General features: G+C 65.4%; 17 protein-coding genes. 12 read left to right on the top strand and 5 right to left on the bottom strand.

Translation table 11 applies throughout. The features are described 5' to 3' along the window. The first annotated feature begins 253 nt into the window (after positions 1–253). The 6 genes from rpmH (at position 254) to ICJ04_RS18155 (ending at position 6,407) form a co-directional block, all read left to right on the top strand. On the top strand, positions 254–394 hold the full coding sequence (gene rpmH, locus ICJ04_RS18180; protein ID WP_006404565.1) for a 50S ribosomal protein L34: 141 nt from the start codon (positions 254–256) through the stop codon (positions 392–394). Between the two features lie 5 nt (positions 395–399). After that, the gene (gene rnpA / locus ICJ04_RS18175) at positions 400–894 is read left to right on the top strand and encodes a ribonuclease P protein component (protein WP_188325541.1); all 495 of its coding nucleotides are present in this window, start codon (positions 400–402) and stop codon (positions 892–894) included. Further along, positions 894–2,597, top strand: a complete 1,704-nt coding sequence (gene yidC, locus ICJ04_RS18170) for a membrane protein insertase YidC (protein ID WP_188325540.1) — start codon at positions 894–896, stop codon at positions 2,595–2,597. Before rnpA ends, yidC begins: the two co-directional genes overlap by 1 nt. Before the next feature lie 75 nt (positions 2,598–2,672). After that, positions 2,673–4,019, top strand: a complete 1,347-nt coding sequence (mnmE, locus tag ICJ04_RS18165; protein WP_188325539.1) for a tRNA uridine-5-carboxymethylaminomethyl(34) synthesis GTPase MnmE — start codon at positions 2,673–2,675, stop codon at positions 4,017–4,019. Positions 4,020–4,198: 179 nt separating this feature from the next. Next, positions 4,199–5,248, top strand: coding sequence for a PDDEXK nuclease domain-containing protein (locus ICJ04_RS18160; protein WP_188325538.1), 1,050 nt, complete (start codon positions 4,199–4,201; stop codon positions 5,246–5,248). Between the two features lie 67 nt (positions 5,249–5,315). Next, a complete protein-coding gene (locus ICJ04_RS18155; RefSeq protein WP_188325537.1) occupies positions 5,316–6,407 on the top strand; it encodes a glycerophosphodiester phosphodiesterase in 1,092 nt (363 codons plus the stop codon). Positions 6,408–6,503: 96 nt separating this feature from the next. On the opposite strand, the gene ICJ04_RS18150 is transcribed toward ICJ04_RS18155, so the two are convergent. Both ICJ04_RS18150 and ICJ04_RS18145 read right to left on the bottom strand, forming a co-directional pair. Next, positions 6,504–7,283, bottom strand: coding sequence for a rhomboid family intramembrane serine protease (locus tag ICJ04_RS18150; protein ID WP_188325536.1), 780 nt, complete (start codon positions 7,281–7,283; stop codon positions 6,504–6,506). A gap of 136 nt (positions 7,284–7,419) precedes the next feature. Continuing rightward, a complete protein-coding gene (locus tag ICJ04_RS18145) occupies positions 7,420–8,376 on the bottom strand; it encodes a TerC family protein (protein ID WP_188325535.1) in 957 nt (318 codons plus the stop codon). 319 nt (positions 8,377–8,695) lie between these two features. On the opposite strand from ICJ04_RS18145, the gene ICJ04_RS18140 reads away from it, so the two are divergent. After that, on the top strand, positions 8,696–9,862 hold the full coding sequence (locus ICJ04_RS18140) for a class I SAM-dependent rRNA methyltransferase (protein WP_188325534.1): 1,167 nt from the start codon (positions 8,696–8,698) through the stop codon (positions 9,860–9,862). A 146-nt stretch (positions 9,863–10,008) separates the two neighbouring features. Beyond that, positions 10,009–11,238 (top strand): dipeptidase, encoded by a 1,230-nt coding sequence (locus tag ICJ04_RS18135; protein WP_188325533.1) that lies wholly within the window; start codon positions 10,009–10,011, stop codon positions 11,236–11,238. A gap of 60 nt (positions 11,239–11,298) precedes the next feature. Here the strand turns inward: ICJ04_RS18135 and ICJ04_RS18130 are convergent, their stop codons facing one another. The 3 genes from ICJ04_RS18130 to ICJ04_RS18120 form a co-directional block, all read right to left on the bottom strand. Next, complete coding sequence (locus ICJ04_RS18130; protein ID WP_188325532.1) at positions 11,299–12,726, bottom strand: amino acid permease; 1,428 nt, start codon at positions 12,724–12,726, stop codon at positions 11,299–11,301. Between the two features lie 140 nt (positions 12,727–12,866). After that, entirely contained in the window at positions 12,867–13,499 is a 633-nt protein-coding gene (gene leuE, locus ICJ04_RS18125; protein WP_188325531.1) for a leucine efflux protein LeuE, read from the bottom strand. 154 nt (positions 13,500–13,653) lie between these two features. Further along, positions 13,654–14,574, bottom strand: coding sequence for a LysR family transcriptional regulator (locus ICJ04_RS18120; RefSeq protein ID WP_188327392.1), 921 nt, complete (start codon positions 14,572–14,574; stop codon positions 13,654–13,656). A 94-nt stretch (positions 14,575–14,668) separates the two neighbouring features. Between ICJ04_RS18120 and ICJ04_RS18115 the strand changes: the two genes are divergently transcribed. From ICJ04_RS18115 to ICJ04_RS18100, 4 genes are all read left to right on the top strand, one after another. After that, positions 14,669–15,676 carry a zinc-binding alcohol dehydrogenase family protein gene (locus tag ICJ04_RS18115; RefSeq protein WP_188325530.1) on the top strand — a complete coding sequence of 336 codons (1,008 nt, stop codon included), beginning with the start codon at positions 14,669–14,671 and terminating at the stop codon, positions 15,674–15,676. 261 nt (positions 15,677–15,937) lie between these two features. Beyond that, positions 15,938–17,500 carry a DNA recombination protein RmuC gene (gene rmuC / locus ICJ04_RS18110; protein ID WP_188325529.1) on the top strand — a complete coding sequence of 521 codons (1,563 nt, stop codon included), beginning with the start codon at positions 15,938–15,940 and terminating at the stop codon, positions 17,498–17,500. Positions 17,501–17,555: 55 nt separating this feature from the next. Next, complete coding sequence (locus tag ICJ04_RS18105) at positions 17,556–17,918, top strand: hypothetical protein (RefSeq protein ID WP_188325528.1); 363 nt, start codon at positions 17,556–17,558, stop codon at positions 17,916–17,918. A 52-nt stretch (positions 17,919–17,970) separates the two neighbouring features. Continuing rightward, a complete protein-coding gene (locus ICJ04_RS18100; protein WP_188325527.1) occupies positions 17,971–18,513 on the top strand; it encodes a glutathione peroxidase in 543 nt (180 codons plus the stop codon). Positions 18,514–18,561: the final 48 nt, after the last annotated feature.

The following is an 18,561-nucleotide window of genomic DNA, read 5'->3' as shown; positions in this document are numbered from 1 at the left end:
CGGCAATAATCATCTTGGGCCGGGGGAGGGCGCAGGAAAGCACCGTCCCGACTGGCCGGAAAGGGGGAAAAGGATGACTCAGACTACCACCGCGCGGCAGGCTCTGGAATGGTTGTCCCCCAGTTATTCACAAAATCATCCACAGCTATTGCACAGCCCCATGAAATAACGTAGTCACAAGGGCTTGACTTGAGGGGGGTATGACCTCCAGAATTGCCGGTTCTTTCCGTCCATTTCATACGAGAGGCCCAACATGGCCACCAAGCGCACTTTCCAGCCCAGCAACCTCAAGCGTAAGCGCGACCACGGTTTTCGTGCCCGTATGAAGACCGCAGACGGCCGCAAGATCCTGTCGCGTCGCCGCGCCAAGGGCCGCAAAGTCCTGAGCGCCTGATTGCCATGCCGCTTCCCGCGGCAGACGCAATCCTTCCGATAGTGAGTAATGCCGACCCGCGCAAGCGATTCCCTCGCTCTGCGCGTGTTCGCACGCGTGCCGAATATTCTACGGTCTTCAACGGCGCCCGCCGGGTGTCCGAACCGCTGATGACCCTTCACTGGCTGCCGGGAGACCGGCCGGCCAGAATGGGTCTGGCCGTTTCACGCAAGGTGGATCCGCACGCCGTAGGGCGTAACCGGATCAAGCGCGTCCTGCGCGACGCCATGCGTCATTGCCGTGCCGACCTGCAGCCAGGCGATGTTGTCGTCGTGGCCCGCAGTGCGGCGCGCGCAGCCAGCAACGACGAGATCCGTCAGGCCTTCCTGCGCCTGTTGCGTCGCCTTGGTGCATTGCCCGCTCCGGTCCTGGACGGCACAATGCCGCCTCCCGACGGCGTCGCATCGCCTTCTTCGAATGAGCCGGCACCACGTCCCGGCAACGCAGAGCCTGTCCGCTGATGAACCAGACCCGTATTTTCCTGATTTTTGCCTGGCTGATGGTAGCCGTGCTGCTGTGGATGGAGTGGGGCCGTGAAAAGGCTGCCCCGCCGGTCACCGCCGCCACGACGTCGGCCCCGGCAACCCAGCAGGCTGTGCCGGGCACCACCCCGGGCGGCGTGCCCGGCGCGCAGGTCCCCGGCGCCAATGGTGCCCCGGCTGCCGCCACGGCACAGGCCACGGCCGCGCCGGCCAGCCAGCGCATCACCATCACCACCGACGTCCTGCGCCTGGTGCTGGATGGTGGCCGCGTACTGGATGCCGAGCTGCTGCAGTTCCCGCAGACCAAGGACGACAACAGCCCGCCGGTGCGGCTGCTGACCGAAGATGCCGTTCACCCGTACAGCGCCGTGAGTGGCTGGGCCAGCGAAGACAAGAGCGTGCCGGTGCCGGGCGCAGAAGGCTTCAAGCTGGTGGGCGAGCAGCGCGACTTCGTGCTGGCCGACGGCCAGAACGAGCTGCAGGTCCCGTTTGTCTGGAATGGCCCGAATGGCGTGGTCATCGACCGCACCCTGACCCTGTCGCGGAACCATTACGCGGTGCAGGTGAAGGACGTGGTCCGCAACAACGGCGCGGCGCCGTGGAGCGGCTATGTCTACCGGACGCTGGACCGCAGCCCGACCATCCTGTCGCGCAGCATGACCAACCCGGACTCCTTCAGCTTCAACGGTGCCACCTGGTACGACAACGACAAGAAGTACCAGCGTCGTGCGTTCAAGGATTACCTGGACGATGGCGCGCTGAACCAGAACATCACCGGCGGCTGGCTGGCGATGCTGCAGCACCACTTCTTCACCGCGTGGATCCCGCAGAAGGATCAGGTCGCCCACTACGTGCTGTCCCAGCATGACGGTCGTGACCAGATCGAAGCCCGCGGCCCGGCATTCAACGTCGCGCCTGGCCAGCAGGTCAGCAGCGAAGCACGTCTGTGGGTCGGCCCGAAGCTGGTCAGCCAGATCGCCAAGGAAGACGTGCCCGGCCTGGACCGTGTCGTCGATTACAGCCGCTTCTCGCTGATGGCCGTGATCGGCCAGGGTCTGTTCTGGGTGTTGAACCAGGTGCACAAGCTGGTCAACAACTGGGGCTGGGCGATTGTCGGCCTGGTGGTGCTGCTGAAGATGGTGCTGTATCCGTTGTCGGCCGTGCAGTACAAGAGCGGTGCGAAAATGCGTCGCTTCCAGCCGCGCATCGCGCAGTTGAAGGAACGCTACGGCGATGACCGCCAGAAGTTCCAGACCGCGATGATGGAGCTGTACAAGAAGGAAAAGATCAATCCGATGGGCGGCTGCCTGCCGATCCTCATCCAGATGCCGATCTTCTTCGCGCTGTACTGGGTGCTGGTCGAATCGGTGGAACTGCGCCAGGCCCCTTGGCTGGGCTGGATCCAGGACCTGACCGCGCGTGACCCTTACTTCATCCTGCCGGTGATCAACGTGGCGGTGATGTGGGCGACGCAGAAGCTGACGCCGGCACCGGGCATGGACCCGATGCAGCAGAAGATGATGCAGATGATGCCGATCGTGTTCGGCGTCATGATGGCCTTCATGCCGTCCGGCCTGGTGCTGTACTGGGTGGTCAACGGTGGCCTGGGCCTGCTGCAGCAGTGGTGGATGACCAAGCGCCATGGCGGCGACCCGGTCCCCGCCGTCGCGACCAAGAAGTAAGCCACACAGGAACCCGCCGAAAGGCGGGTTTCCTGCTTCTGGCTCCCCGTGAAGCAACGCCGCACAATGCACGCCATGGATACCACTGCTACCGACACCATCGTTGCCATCGCCACCGCTGCCGGTGCCGGCGGCGTGGGCATGCTGCGCCTTTCCGGGCCGCGCTCGGCGACCATCGCCCACCTGCTCGGCGCACCGGTGCTGCGGCCGCGCCATGCGCACTACGCGCGCCTGCGCGATGCGCACAACGAGGTGATCGACGATGGCATCGTGCTGTGGTTCCCGGCACCGAACAGCTTCACCGGCGAAGAAGTGGTGGAACTGCAGGGACATGGCAGCCCGGTGGTGCTGCAGCAACTGGTCGCACGTTGCATCGCACTCGGTGCGCGTCAGGCGCGACCGGGCGAGTTCAGCGAACGCGCGTTCTTGAACGGCAAGCTGGACCTGGCCCAGGCCGAAGCCATCGCCGACCTGATCGCGGCCGGCGACCATCGTGCCGCGCGCGCCGCGCGCCGTTCCCTGGACGGCGTATTTTCGCGCCGCGTAGATGAGGTGGCAGAACAGTTGGTGAGGCTGCGCATCCATGTGGAAGCGGCCATTGATTTCGCCGATGAGCCGCTGGATACGCTGGGCGGTGAGCAGGTGCGACGCGGCCTGCTGCAGGCACGTGAAACGCTGTCGCTGCTGCGCCGCGATGCCGAACGTGGGCGCCGCCTGCGCGACGGCCTGCATGCGGTGCTGATCGGCCCGCCGAATGCCGGCAAGAGCTCGCTGCTCAACGCGCTGGCCGGTAGCGAACGGGCGATCGTCACCGACATTGCGGGCACCACCCGCGACACCCTGCGCGAGACGATCCGCCTGGACGGGCTGGAGCTCACATTGGTCGATACGGCCGGCCTGCGCGAGGGCGGCGATGCGATCGAGCGTGAAGGCATGCGACGCGCACGCGCCGAAATCGAACGCACCGATCTTGCATTGATCGTGCTGGATGCGCGCGATCCCGCCGCGGGCGAAGCGGCCATCGGTGCGTCGTTGCAGGGCGTGCCGCACAAGGTCTACATCCATAACAAGTCCGATCTGTTGCCGCCGGGTTCTGGCAGCAACGACGCGGACCGCGTCTTCGTTTCAGCGGCCACCGGTGCCGGTCTGGATGACCTGCACGCACGGCTGCGTTCGATCGCCAGCGCCGGTGCCGGCGAACAGGTGGACGGCGAGTTCTCCGCGCGTACCCGCCACGTCGATGCCATCGAGCGCGCGCAGGAACATGCGCTGCAGGCCGATGGCGAGCTGGCACACGAGCATCTGGAACTGGCGGCGGAAGAGCTGCGTCTGGCACACGACGCCCTGGGCGAGATCACCGGCGCGATGAGCGCGGACGATCTGCTGGGCCGCATCTTCTCCAGCTTCTGCATCGGCAAGTAGGCCGCCTGGTAGAGCCGACTTCAGTCGGCTGCCTTCCAAAGGCACCACGACACCCGACGATAAGCGGACGACAGGAAATCGTCCGCAATCTTCAGTAAGAACGATGATCAGTTGAAGATAGACGCATGGTCTGACCCTTCCTCGCATCACACGCTGGTGTGACCGCCGGAAGCCTGCCCATGACCCCATATCCCGTTTCCCTCATTGTCCCGCCAGAAGGCTATGCCGATTGGCTGGAGGAGCTGAAACAGCGCATCAACTCTGCCCAGCAACGCGCCGCGCTGGCCGTCAACCGTGAGCTCGTCCTGCTCTACTGGGAGATGGGACGGGACATCCTCGTCCGCCAGTCCGGGCAGGGATGGGGGAGCAAGGTCATCGAGCGCCTGGCCCATGATCTCAGGCTGGCCTTCCCCCACGCCAAAGGCTTCTCGCCGCGAAACCTCAAGTACATGCGTGCCTTTGCCGACGCCTGGCCGGACCCTGCATTTGTGCAAGAGGTGCTTGCACAATTACCGTGGTATCACCAACTGACTCTGCTGGAAAAGCTGTCGACTGCCCCACAACGTGTCTGGTACGCGAACCAGGCCATACAGCACAACTGGTCGCGGAGCGTGCTGGTGCTGAACATAGAAGGAAAACTGCTCGAACGCACCGGCTCTGCCGTCACCAACTTCGCGATGCGTCTTCCCAAGCCGCATTCGGATCTTGCCCGTGAAACATTGAAGGATCCCTACCGATTCGATTTCCTTGCGGTAGGGCGTGAGGCAAGTGAGCGCGAACTGGAAGACGGCTTGGTCCGACATGCCACGGACTTCCTGTTGGAGCTGGGTGCCGGCTTTGACTTCGTAGGCAGGCAGGTGCTCCTCGAAGTCGCAGGCGAAGCGTTCTTCATCGACCTTCTTTTCTATCACCTGCACCTTCGCTGCTATGTTGTCGTAGAGCTGAAGGCAGGCAAGTTCAAACCCGAGCATCTTGGGCAGCTGGGCTTCTATCTCACCGCCGTGAATCAGCAACGCAAGCGAGCCGACGACAATCCAACGCTTGGACTCCTGCTCTGCAAGGAACGCAACAAAGTGGTGGCCGAGTACGCCCTGAGTGAGAACGTGCAACCCATGGGCATCGCGGAATACCACGTGTTGGGCCCGTTGCCCGAAGCGCTGCAGACACGCCTCCCCAGCATCGAACAGATAGAGAAGGAGCTTGCAGACGGTCCGACCAAAGCCGGGTGACACGCTACCTCCCCCTGTCATATTGCCGACGCATACTCGCCGCATTCATCATCCAAGGGGAACGTCTGTGAAGTCGTGGGGTTGTGCGTTGCTGCTCTCTCTGGCCGTGGCACCATCGGTGGCCATGAGCGCCGAAACTTCTTCAGCTGCACCGGGCAAGGCATCGGTCTATGCCCACCGTGGGGCCAGTGCCTTGCTGCCCGAGCACACGTTGGCCGCGTATGCGCAGGCCATCAGCGATGGCGCCGACTACATAGAGCCCGACCTGGTCATGACCAAGGACGGTGTGCTGGTGGCGCGCCACGAGAACGAGATCGGCGGTACGACCGACGTCGCGTCGCGCAAAGAGTTCGCTGACCGCCGCACCCGCAAGACGATCGATGGCCAGCAGGTGGATGGCTGGTTCAGCGAGGACTTCACCCTGGCCGAGCTGAAGACGCTGTACGTGCGCGAGCGCCTGCCGGCGCTGCGCAGTACCGCGTTCGATGGTCAGTTCCGCATCGCCACCTTCGACGAGATCCTGGCCTTCCTGGTGCAGCAGGCCGGGCGCGCGAACAAGGGCATCGGCCTGGTGCCGGAGATCAAGCACCCCAGCTACTTCCAGTCCATCGGCCTGCCGATGGAGGACAAGGTGCTGGCCGCGCTGCAGGCCAACCCCTACACCAAGGTAGGGCCGGTCACGCTGCAGTCGTTCGAGACCGCCAACCTGCGCTACCTGCGCGGGAAAATCGGACGTGGCAGCAACATCCGTCTGCTGCAGTTGACTTGGAAAGGCGAAGCGCAGCCCGCGGACATCGCCAAGGCCGGTGGCGCGCTGACCTATGCGCAGATGCTGACCCCGGCCGGCCTGAAAGAGATCGCCACCTACGCCGACGGCATTGGTCCGGAACTGCGCTCGATCATTCCGTTGGACGCAAAGGGCGCGCTGGGTGCGCCGACCACAGTGGTGCGCGACGCGCACGCGGCGGGGCTGATGGTGATCCCCTATACCTTCCGGCCAGAGAACTCCTTCATTGCCGCGAACCTGCGCACCGGTGAGCCGAACGCTCGCAACAACGAGGGGTCCGTCGCGGAGATGCGGGCCTATCTGGCCACCGGCATCGATGCATTCTTCACCGATGATCCGGCACTGGGCCGTAAGGCCGTCGACGGCCCCTGACGTCGCACGGTAGCGCCGGGCCACGCTCGGCGGAATCCATCGGAACGCGTGCAAAGCTCCCGCCGAGCACGCCTCGGCGTTACCCCAGGAGCAGGGTCAGTCCTGGCGCGCGTCGTCCTGGCCCGGGCGGCGGAACGGCAGCACCACGTAGTCTTTCCCCTCGCGCGGCTGCCACAGCACTGGCACCTGGCGCGGTGAGGGGGGCTCCAGTTCGTCGTCGGGCAGGGCTTCGATGGACTCTTCTTCGTCTTCCCAGCTGTAGCGTGGCCGTACGGCCATCGGGTCGCTGTGGCGGAACAGCAACGCCGCGATGATGCCGGCGAACGCTCCGCCCATGTGCGACTGCCACGACACCCCCGGCGTATGCGGCAGCACCGTCATCAACATGCCGCCGTAGAACAGCATGCCGATCAGGCCGGTGGCGATGGCGGCACGGTCACGACGCAGCAGGCCCAGGCTGGCCAGCAGGAACATCAAGCCATGGGTAACGCCACTTGCGCCCAAGTGCAGGCTGCCGGGGTCGCCCAGCAACCAGGCACCGATGCCCGAGCCGATCCACAGCAGCGGCAGCGCGCGCAGTGTCGCCTTCGGGTACACGCTGCCGGCCAGCGTGCCCAGGATCAGCAGCGCCACGCTGTTGGCGGCCACGTGTTCCACAGAGGCGTGCAGCAGCGGCGCACCCAGCAAACCCAGCAGGCCGGCGATGTCGAGTGGCGCGACGGCCCAGGGCCGCCAATCGAAGTAGCTCTGCAGGGCGAAGATCGCCACCAGCAGCACGACCGTTCCCAGGCTCAGGTTGAAGGCGCGCAGGATGCGCAGGCGGTCAGGAGGCGGGGCCGGGGTCTTGCCGGCTGGCACGGGTGCGTTGGCGTTCATATCCAAGCAATGGCGGTGGCCGGGGCGAAACCAACCCCGGCAGGGTGGGAAAGTAAAACGGGCCGGCGGGACAATCCCCGCCGACCCGTCAGAACAGCGCGCGCTGCCGGCCCCGCAGGACCGGCGACGCGGGGGATCACACCTTGTCGTGCTTGGGCGGGATCTTCAGGCTCAGCACCACCGTGATGGCGATGATCAGCGCAACCACGCCCAGCGAGATCGGGGTCGGGATCTTGAACAGGTCGATGATCATCATCTTGATGCCGATGAAGCCCAGCACCAGCGCCAAGCCATACGGCAACAGGTGGAAGCGATCGGCCATGCCGGCCAGCAGGAAGAACATCGCGCGCAGGCCCAGCACCGCGAACACGTTCGAGGTGAGCACGATGAACGGGTCGGTGGTGATGGCGAAGATCGCCGGGATGCTGTCCACCGCGAAGATGACGTCGGTGACCGCGATCAGGATCAGCACCGCGAACAACGGGGTGTACCACCGCTTGCCGTCACGCATGACGCTCATGGCGTTGCCGGCATAGTCCGGCAGCAGGCGCAGGTGCTTGCGCATCCAGCGCAGGGCAGGGTTGCTTTCCAGGTCCGGCTCCTGGCCCGCAGAGAACCACATCTTCCAACCCGTGAACAGCAGGAAGGCGCCGAACACGTAGAGCAGCCAATGGAACTGGGTGATCAGCACGCTACCGGCGAAGATCATGATCGTTCGCAGCACGATCGCGCCCAGGATGCCGATGATCAGCACCTTCTGCCGCTGCTCTTCGGGCACCGCGAAGTAGCCCATGATCATCAGGAAGACGAAGATGTTGTCGACTGCCAGCGCCTTTTCGACCAGGTAACCGGTCAGGAATTCGAGGCCGACCTTGTTGGCCACCACTTGGCCCGCGGTCTCATTGAGGTAGTACCAAAGGCCGCCGTTGAAGGCCAGGGCGAGCAGCACCCAGCCGATCGACCACCACAGGGCTTCCTTGAAGGTGACCTTGTGCGGGCCGCCGTGGCGCATCAATACGAGGTCGACGAGCAGCGCGATGATCACCACCGCGCCGAAGCCAAGCCATAACCACAAATTGCCGATCGTCTGCATGGGTTTGTCCGTTAAGAAAAGGAAACATCTCAAGCCGGACGGCGAGGGTCTGCAACGGAGGATCGGGAGGGGATCCAGGGACAGAGCTTCGCCAGTACGGCGAAGGTCTCGCTCGCAGCCCCGATGTACTGGGACTGCCGTTGCACCGGAGCCTGCGGGCTCGAATTGACGGCGACAACGTTGGGAGCTACTCCCCTTCTGCGGCCGATTCTGCGGGCATAACGGCGCTGCGTCAATCAACCGCAGATGAAGGCTGCTGGGCCAGCGGCCTTCATTACCCGAACGCGGCCGCCCCTGCCGCAGCGATTACAATGGACCGATGAATACCTCTGCCCCCTTTGTCCGTCTCAAGAATGCCTGGCGCTCCAGCCACCCGTGGATCTTCCAGAAACTGGTCGAAAAACCGGCCGTCCGGCCCAAGCCCGGGACCATCGTCGATGTCTTCGGCGTGGAGGGTGACTTCATCGGGCGCGGCTTCTACAACGGCCATTCGCGCATCGCGGTGCGCATCCTGGAAACCGACGAACGCGTGCCGGTCGACGCGGGCTGGTTCTCGCGCAAGATCGCCCAGGCCGTGGAACTGCGCCGCGATGTGTTGAAGCTGGATGCGGTCAGCGATGCCTGGCGCGTGGTGCACAGCGAAGGCGACGGCCTGTCCGGCCTGGTGGTGGACCGCTATGGCGATCTGGTGGTGGTGGAGTTCTTCGCCGCCGGCATGTTCCGCCATCGCGAGTGGATCTACGAAGCCCTGAGCGAACAGTTCCCGGGCTGCCGCTTCCACAGCTTCGCCGACGAGCACGTGCAGAAGCAGGAAAGCTTCGACTTCCACGGCAACACCACCACTGAAGCCTCGGTGATCACCGAGTACGGCGTGAAGTTCCGCGCCGATCCGGCCGGCGCGCACAAGACCGGCTTCTTTGCCGACCAGCGCGACAACCGCGAGTGGCTGAGCCAGCACGTCGAAGGCAAGACCGTGCTCGATCTGTGCTGCAACACCGGTGGGTTTGCGGTGTACGCCGCCGCGCGCGGTGCCAGTGAAGTGGTGGGCATCGACATCGACGAGGACGTGATCCAGATCGCCAAGGGCAACGCCAAGCTCAACAATGTGCGGCCGAAGTTCGTGCAGTCCGACATCTTCCCGTGGCTGCGGGATGCCGCCAACCGCGGCGAGCAGTACGACGTGGTGATCCTGGACCCGGCGAAGATGACCCGCGACCGCGACCAGGTGATCAGCGCACTCAAGAAGTACCTGGACATGAACAAGCTGGCGCTGGGGGTGGTGAAGCCCGGTGGCCTGTTCGCCACGTTCTCGTGCACCGGGCTGGTGGCTGAAGATCAGTTCCTGGACATGCTGCGCCGCGCGGCGTTCTACTCCGGCCGCACGATCCAGATCCTGAAGGTGTCCGGCGCCGGCCCTGACCACCCGTTCATGGCGCACGTGCAGGAATCACGCTACCTGAAGGCCGTGTTCTGCCGGGTGCTGTAACCGCTGATCCAAGCAGTTGGTAGCGCCGAGCCATGCTCGGCGGACGGTATCCGGGGGCACGGGAGGTGCAGCCGACTGAAGTCGGCTCTACCGGTGTTGTCACGCGCAGGCTACTGTCGGGTTTTCCCGTTCCCGGTGAGACCCGCATGATCCTGCGTCGCCTGTCCCCGTTGCTCGCCCTGGCGCTCAGCGTGCCGCTGTCCGCCCAGGCCATCGACTTCAGCACGGCGGAGCTGCAGCGCGCGAAAGCCCTGCAGCAGCGCCTGCTCACGCTCGACAGCCATCTGGATACGCCGGCCAATTTCGCCCGCGATGGCTTCGACATCGATAACCGCCACGATCACAATGCCCTGTCGCAGGTGGATTACCCGCGCATGGTCGATGGTGCGCTGGATGGTGGGTTCTGGGCGATCTACACCGGTCAGGGCGACCGCACCGCCGCGGCCCATCTGCGCGACCGCGATGCGGGCCTGCAGCGCCTGCTGGAGATCCGCACCATGGTGGCGGCCAACGCTGACCGTTTCGAACTGGCCCTCACCCCGGCCGACGCACGGCGGATCAAGGCCGATGGCAAGCGCGTAGTGTTCATCAGCATGGAAAACGCCAGCCCGCTGGTGGCCGATCCCTCACTGCTGCGCTTCTACCACCAGGCCGGACTGCGCATGCTCAGCACCGTGCACTTCGCCAACAACGAATTCGCCGACTCGGCCACCAATCCGCAGGGCCCGGAGTGGAACGGACTGAGCGCGGCGGGCAAGGCGTTGGTGCTGGATGCAGTGAAGCAGGGCATCGTGATCGATCAGTCGCACGCCTCCGACGCGGTATTCGACCAGCTGATCGCGATGTTGCCGGTGCCGTTCGTGCTGTCCCACAGTGCGTCGAAAGCGATCCATGACCACCCGCGCAACCTCGACGACACGCGCCTGCGGCAGCTGGCCAAAGCGGGCGGGGTGATACAGGTCAACGCCTACGGCGGTTATCTGGTGGACCCCGGCAAGAGCCCGCAGCGCAAGGCCGCCGAAGACGCGCTCAGCAAGCGCCTTGGCGGTTGGGAAGCGATGAGCATCGCGCAGGGCGCTGAACTGCAGCGCGGCGAAGACGCCCTGGATGCGAAGTACCCGGTGCGCCACGCCACCCTGGATGACTTCTTCGCCCACATGGGCCACATCCTGGAGGTCGTCGGGCCTGGGCACGTGGGCATCGGCCTGGACTGGGACGGTGGCGGTGGATTGACGGACCTGCGCGATGTCAGCGACCTGCCGAAGATCACCGCTTGGCTGCTGCGCCGTGGCTATGACGAAAAGCAGATTGCCGGCATCTGGGGCGGCAACCTGCTGCGGGTGATGCAGCAGGCGCAGGACCACGCCGAACGCTGACGGACCAGACGGGAGTGACGGCTGCTGGCCGTCACTCCGATTGACGGCCAGCGGCCGTCACTACCTGCCCAGCAGCGCGTGCCGACGGCTGTACAGGAAGTACACCGCCAGGCCGATCACGTTCCAGATCAGGAAGTACAGCTGGGTGCTCTGCGGCAGGCTGAAGAACAGATAGACGCAACCCAGTGCGGCGGCCGGACCGACCACGTAAGCCAGCGGCGTGCGGAACTTGCGCTCGCGGTTGGGTTCACGGCGGCGCAGCACCACCAGGCAGATGCCCACTGCGGTGAAGGCGGCCAGCGTGCCGGCGTTGGCCAGCGCGGCGATTTCATCCAGCCGCGCCACACCGGCCAGCGCCGATACCAGCAGGGCACTGAACAGCGTGGTCGCCACCGGCGTACCCGTGCGCTTGCTCACGTTGGACAGGCTGCGCGGCAGCATGCCGTCGCGGCCCATGACGAAGAACACCCGGCTCTGGCCGAACATGAAAGCCAGCAGCACGGTGGGCAGCGCGATGATGGCCACCACGCCGATGAGCAGTGCGGCCGTCGGGTGGCCCAGCTGACGCATGATCAGGGCCAGCGGTTCGGCACTGCTGCCAAACACCGCGTAGCTCATGGCACCGATGGCAGCCAGCGCCACCAGCATGTAGATGATGGTGCAGCCGATCATCGAGCCGATGATGCCGATGGACAGGTCACGCCCCGGGTTCTTGGTTTCTTCGGCCGCCGTGGCGATCGCATCGAAGCCATAGAAGGCGAAGAAGATGATCGCGGCAGCCGCCATCACGCCACGCTCCAGCCCGTCCGGGCCCAGCGACTTGGCGAAACCGTACGGCATGAACGGCTGCAGGTTGGCCGTATCGAAGGCGGGCAATGCAACCGCAACGAACACTGCCAGCGCGATGATCTTCAAGACCACCAGCACGGCGTTGAGCGTGGCGCTTTCCTTGGTGCCCAGCATCAGGCCACCGGCCACGACCCAGGTGATCAGCACCGCAGGCAGGTTGAACATGCCGCCTTCCACGTGCGGACCGGCCGACAGTGCCAGCGGCAGGCGGATGTCGATGCCCATCTGGGTATGCACCCATTCCAGGAAGCCGACGAAGTAGCCGGACCAGCCGACCGCCACCGTACTCACCACCAGCGAGTACTCCAGGATCAGGCTCCAGCCCACCACCCAGGCGAAGATCTCCCCCAATGCGGCATAGCTGTAGGTGTAGGCGCTGCCCGAAGCCGGCATCATCGTGGCCAGCTCGGCGTACGCCAGCGCAGCACAGGCACAGACGGCCCCGGCGATGGCGAAGGAGATCAACACGGCCGGGCCGGCCAGATTGGCGCCCACGCCGATCAACGTGTAGATGCCGGTGCCCACGATGGCCCCGATACCCAGCGCGATCAGATGGGGCCAACTCAGGGTACGGACCAACTGCCTTCCGGCTTCGTGGACGGTGACGGTATCCAGGGATTTACGCCGGAGCAAAGACATGCAGGCCTCGTGGTGACTGGGAACGACAAGTGCCCGAGTGTGAACGAACGCGGCGCAGCATTACCACTGCCAAGCGCTCACCTGCGGCGCGATAGAGGTTGTCCGCGACGAGGGTTGCCGGAATCGGCACAATCGATCAATCAGCCGTTAAAGCCCAGGCGAATGCCGAAGCCGATCAGGAACACGCCGGCCACGCGACGAAGGACATCGCTGACGCGGGGATGCTGGATCAACCGGCGCCGCGCCAGGTTGCCGGCGCCGATCAGCAGGGAGCAGTAGGCGATGCTGACCACGAAGATGATGCCGGCGAGTGCGGCGAAGGTTGCCAGGCCCTGGTGCTGGCCTGGGTCGATGAACAATGGCAGGAAGGCCATGTAGAACAGGATCGCCTTCGGATTGAGCAGGCTGACCAGGATCGCCTGGCGGAAGTAATGGCCGGGCGCCAGGCGGATCGTGCCGGGCGTGTCGGTGCCGTCACCCTTGGGCGTACGCAACAGGCTGATGCCTACCCACACCAGATACGCCGCGCCGAGATACTGCACGGCATGAAAGACGGTGGGATTGGCTTTCAGCAGGGCGGCCACACCGGCCAGCGCCAGCCACATCAGGATCTGGTCGCCCACCAGCAACCCGGCCAGTGCCGTATAGCCACCGCGCACACCCCCCCGACCGGTGGCCGTGAGCAGGGTGAAGGTACCCGGGCCTGGCAACGCCAGGAACACCAGCACGGCGACCAGGAAGGTCCACAGGTCCTGGATGCCCATCCACGGCATGGCGGCTCACTCATTCAACGCAGGGGGCTGCCATTGTAGTGGCGCGGCGCTGATCCAGCCCGGTTGCCGCGATGTGGCCGGGGCTTGCGATCCCGTAGCGCCGAGCCACGCTCGGCGAGCGCAGCGGCAGCCCCGGGACGATAAGCGGCCCTCACTACCGGGCGATGGGCAACCCTTCCAGCAACGGTGCCAGCCGCTCGCCCAGGAACCCATGCAACTGCCGCACCGCCGGCGAGAACTGCTTGCGATGTGGGCATACCAGGTTCAACGGCAGCGGCTCGCCACTGCCGTCCAGCAGCACCTGCAGCCGCCCGGCACGTACGTCGTCGCCCACATCGAGCCATGATTTGTAGGCGATACCCTCACCCGCCACCGCCCACCGTCGCACCACATCGGCGTCATCGCACAGCAGTGCGCCGCGCACCACCACCACGCTACGCCGTCCATCGTGTTCAAAGTTCCAGCGATCGTGCGTGCGCCCGCCCAGTTGGTACAGCAGGCAGGCATGGTCCTTCAGGGCATCCATGCTGTGTGGCGCGCCGTGTGCCTGCACATAGCCGGGAGAGGCCACCAGCACGCGACGGTTGTCCGGCAGCAGCGACAGGGCGACGTAGCTGGCGTCGTCGAACCGACCCAGGCGAAAGGCAATGTCGACCGGATCGCGGAATACATCCGTCACCTGGTCGGACAACTGCAGATGCAACTGCAGGCGGGGATGTGCGCGACGGAAGGCGGTCAGCCACGGCAGCAGCACGTTGCGGCCAAGATCCGAGGGCGCGGCCACCTTCAGCGTGCCGGCCAGCTCGGCATCCTCGCCCTGTACCCGGGCTCGACCCTCGCGCAACGCCGCCAGCACGTCGTGTGCGTATGGCAGGTACACCGCGCCCTCGGCGGTCAGCCGAAGGCTGCGGGTGGTACGAACGAACAGGCGCAGGTCCAGCTCGCGCTCCAGCCGGGCAATCGCCGCCGCGACTTGCCCCGGCAGCAGATCCGCCTCGCGCGCTGCCGTGCTGAAGCTGCCGAGCGCCGCAGTGCGGGCGAACAACTGCAGGTCATCGAAGCGGATCATTTTCACCACGAGAGAGAAAGTGATGTTGGATTCTGCGCCTTTCCAGCGGCCCCCGCAGCGTCCATGCTGGCCTGAATCCCCCTTTGCTGCGGAGTTCCCCATGCGCGCTGTTGCCTATACCCGTGCCGGCCTGTCCATCGATGATCCGAAGGCCCTGGTTGATCTGGAGATGGACATCCCCACCCCGGGTCCACGGGACCTGCGGGTCGCGGTGACCGCAGTGGCGGTGAACCCGGTCGATGCCAAGGTGCGCCGCAGCGCCGCCACCGAGACCCCGCGCGTGCTTGGATTCGATGCGGTCGGCGTGGTGGATGCCGTGGGCAGTGAGGTCACCCTGTTCCAGCCCGGCGACGCGGTGTACTACGCCGGTGCCATCGACCGGGCGGGCAGCAATGCCGAATACCAACTGGTAGACGAGCGCATTGTCGGCCGCAAGCCCGCCAGCCTGGACGACGCCAGCGCCGCGGCACTGCCGTTGACCGCGATCACCGCGTGGGAGCTGCTGTTTGATCGCCTGCGCATCGCCGAAGGCGGTGGCGAAGGCCAGACCCTGCTGGTGATCGGCGCAGCCGGTGGCGTCGGCTCGATCCTGGTGCAGCTGGCCCGCCAGCTGACCAAGCTGACCGTGGTAGGCACCGCATCGCGACCGGAAACCCAGGATTGGGTGTACGCGCTGGGCGCCCATCACGTGATCGACCACAGCCTGCCGCTGACCGAGGGCCTGTCGCGGCTGGGCATCCAGCAGGTGGAGCACGTGGCCAGCCTGACCCACACCGACCAGCACTACGCGCAGATCATCGAGGTGCTCGCGCCGCAGGGCCAGCTGGGTCTGATCGACGATCCCGGCCAGCTGGATGTCATGGCCCTCAAGCGCAAGTGCGCCTCGCTGCATTGGGAGTTCATGTTCGCCCGCCCGCTGCACCAGACCGCTGACATGCAGCAGCAACACGTCCTGTTGAACCGCGTGGCCGGCCTGATCGATGCCGGCGTCCTGCGCACCACCCTGGGCGAGAATCTCGGCCGCATCAACGCAGCCAACCTGCGCCGCGCCCACGCCCTGATCGAAAGCCAGAAAGCCAAGGGCAAGATCGTCCTCGAAGGCTGGTAAGCCCGCTTTTCTCTTCCTTCTTTTTTCAACGCGGCAGACAGCACACGGAACCTGTCAGCGGGTCGGGCGGGTGGGGGTATGCGGGGCCTTGAGCGGCAGGAGCCGCGAAGAGCTACATGGACGTACTTGCGCGTGCTCCGCATAGCCCACCCGCCCGACCCACGCGCGGGTGCAGCTCGCACGCTGTCAGCCGCGAGGGGGCCCAGCCCGATCGACCACCCCGACGCAGCGCATGAGACAGCACCCGCCTAAACTAGGCGGATGGAAACCCAGACCCTTGTACTCCTGGCCGTGCTGCTGCTCGCCATCATCCTCGTGCTGCTGGTGGTGGTGCTGCGCCGCTCCAGTGGCAGCACCGACACCCACGAACTCGACGCGCTGCGCCAGACGCTGAGCGAAGAACGCGAGCGCAGCCTCGCCGCCCAGGTCGACGCCGGCCAGCTGCGCGGACGTCTGCAGGCCCTGCAGGACGACATCGAAGGCGAACGCCGCCGCGCGCAGGATGCCCAACAGGCACTCAGCGCCGCGCAGGGCCGCATCGAACGCGACGCCGCCCTGGCCAGCGAGCGTGACACCCGCCTGGTGGAACGAGGCAACGCCCTGCAGCAGATGCAGGAGCAACTGGTCGACCTGCAGCAGCAACTGCACGCGCAGCGCGAAACCTACCAGCAGCTGCACGGTGACCACACCCGCCTGCAGGCCAACCTGCAGCACCAGCAGCAGGCCAGCGCCGAGCTGCGCATCTATCTGGATACGGCGAAGGAAAAGCTCAGCGGCGCCTTCGCTGAACTGGCCGGCAAGGTGTTCGAGGAGCGTGGCCAGCAGTTCGAGAAGAACGTCCGCCAAGCGACCGGGCAGTCGCGGCTGGACATCGAAAACATGCTCAAGCCCTTCACCGAGCGGCTGCAGGAGTTCCGCGGCCGCGTCGACGTGCTGTACGCCGAAGAAGCACGCGAACGTGCCAGCCTGCTCGGTGCCGTGGGTGAACTGAAGACCCTCAACCAGGACATGGCCTCGCAGGCTGCCGCCCTCACCAATGCCCTGAAAGGCAACGCGAAGGTGCGTGGTGACTGGGGCGAGCTGATGCTGGAAACGGTGCTGCGTAGTTCCGGGTTGGAAGAGGGCGTGCACTACAAGCGCCAGCAGCACGTGGTGGACGACGAAGGCGAACGCCTGCGTCCGGACGTGGTGGTGAACTTCCCGGACCAGCGCAGCATCGTGGTCGACAGCAAGGTCAATCTGGTGGCATGGCAGGAAGCCATGAACGCCGATACGCCCGATGCCGGCAACGAAGCGCTGCTGCGCCATGCCACGGCGTTGCGCGCGCATGTGCGCGATCTCGGCGTGCGCAACTACCCCAAGGCCATGGGCGAAGAACAGACGCTGGATGTGACCATCGCGTTCGTGCCGATCGAAGGCGCCCTGTCGGCAGCACTGTCCATCGACCCCTCGCTGCAGACCTACGCCTTCGACAACAAGGTCGTGTTTGCTTCGCCGAACACGTTGATGGCGCTGCTGCGCGTGGCAGAACGTCTGTGGACGCGCGACAAGGTGCAGAAGCAGGCGCTGCAGATCAGCGATGCCGGCGGACTGGTGCTGGATGCACTGGTCGCTTTCCTGGCCGACTTCAACAACGTCGGCAAGAAGCTGGAAGACGCCACGACGGCGTTCTCCAACGCACGCAACCGCCTGCAGGATTCGCGCAATTCGGCGATCAGCCGCGCGCGTCGCCTGGCCGAGCTGGGCAGCAAAGCGAAGAAGGCGCTGCCGCCTGAACTGCAACCCGAAGTGGTTCAGCAGCTGGCGGGACCTGACGAAGAATAGACATACCGCTTGGGTATCCTCGTTGGTCTACCTGCACACCTCATGGATGCCACCGATGCGCTTGCCTCTGCTGACCAGCTTGCTGTTGACCCTCACCCTTGCCGGCTGCGCCTTCGGCGGCAGCCGCGCACCGTTGGATACGGCAGCGTCCATGCCGGAAGTAGATGCCTGCACCGCGAAGGGCGGCGAGCTGCGTCCCCTGGGGCGCCTGCAGCGGGTGCAGTGCGTGGTGCCCAATGCCGATGCCGGCAAGACCTGCACCACCAAGTCCGACTGCAGTGGCCAGTGCCTGGCGATCGGTGAAGTCGTTGCCGGCGCACCGGCATCCGGTGTCTGCCAGCGCGACGCCAGCGAGAACTTCGGCTGCCGCCAGCGCATCGACGGTGGCGTGGCGCAGGGCACGATCTGCGTCGACTGAGCGCGCGCTGCATTCCCGATTTTTTCTTTCCCGTTCCAGACAGGATCCCGTCATGACCGCACCCATCCAACAGATCTCCATCAACACCATCGAAGGCCAGCCCGCATCGCTGGCGGACTATCAGGGCAAGGTCCTGCTGGTGGTCAATGTCGCCTCCAAGTGCGGCCTCACCCCGCAGTACGAAGGCCTGCAGACGCTGTATCTGGAAAAGCAGGCAAAGGGGCTGGAGGTGCTGGGTTTCCCGGCCAACAACTTCCTCGGCCAAGAGCCTGACAGCGAAGCGGACATCCAGCAGTTCTGCAAGCTCACCTACGATGTCAGCTTCCCGATGTTCGCCAAGATCAGCGTCGCCGGTGACGACGTGCATCCGTTGTACCAGCAGCTGATCGCCGCCCAGCCGAAGACCATCGGCGAAGGACCGATGCGCGAGCGCCTGGCCGCGAAGGACCTCGCCCAGCCGGCACCGGGCATCCTGTGGAACTTCGAGAAGTTCCTGATCGGCCGCGACGGCAAGGTCATCGCCCGCTTCGCCCCGGACGTAGCGGCCGACGATGCGCGCCTCCGCGACGCCGTGGACGCCGCACTCGCCGCCTGACCGATCCCGCCGACCATGGGTCGGCGCTACCACCGCGGCGACCATGAA

Source organism: Stenotrophomonas sp. 169, from assembly GCF_014621775.1.
In the GTDB taxonomy this organism is placed as follows: domain Bacteria; phylum Pseudomonadota; class Gammaproteobacteria; order Xanthomonadales; family Xanthomonadaceae; genus Stenotrophomonas.
Note: the sequence above shows the minus strand (reverse complement) of the source record. Positions and strands in the feature narration are given on the sequence as shown.